The following is a 452-nucleotide window of genomic DNA, read 5'->3' as shown; positions in this document are numbered from 1 at the left end:
CGCAGCAGCGAGGTCTTGCCGACATTGGTGTGGCCGACCACGGCCAGCTTCAGCGGGGCGCTCATCGGTGCTCACCCCTGTTCGGGAGGCCTTGGCGGGGGAAAAAAAGGGCGTCATCCATCCGGCGTTCGATCGGCTCAGTCATGGCCTGTCTCCAGCCAGCCCAGCGGCGCATCGCCGTGCTTCAGGCCGAGCGCATCCAGCGCCTGGTGCCAGTCGCCCAGGCGGGCGCCGTCCAGCGCCTCGCCGGGGAGCGGCGCGAGCAGCCAGATACGCGTGGCCGCGGCGCAGCGCGACAGTTCGCCGATCAGCGCCAGGGTGCCGCGGTCGGGCGAGCGGCGCGGGTCACAGGCGATGGCCAGGCGCGCTGGCGCGAAGCGGGTGAGCTGATCGAGCAGGCGATTGCGCTGTTCGCGGCTGTCGAGGATGCCGGCGTCGGCGACGCCGGCAGG

At 72.3% G+C, this 452-nt stretch carries 1 protein-coding gene; it reads right to left on the bottom strand.

What is annotated here, in order from left to right; genetic code table 11:
* Window positions 1–137: 137 nt before the first annotated feature.
* Window positions 138–452: DUF2868 domain-containing protein (locus tag B2X67_RS10575; protein WP_286785470.1), on the bottom strand; the 315-nt coding region annotated here is incomplete at its 5' end.

It is taken from the genome of Pseudomonas sp. UBA3153 (assembly GCF_002364635.1).
GTDB classification, from domain to species: domain Bacteria; phylum Pseudomonadota; class Gammaproteobacteria; order Pseudomonadales; family Pseudomonadaceae; genus Pseudomonas_O; species Pseudomonas_O kuykendallii.
The sequence above is the reverse complement of the archived record's forward strand: the minus strand, read 5'-3'. Positions and strand labels throughout refer to the sequence as shown.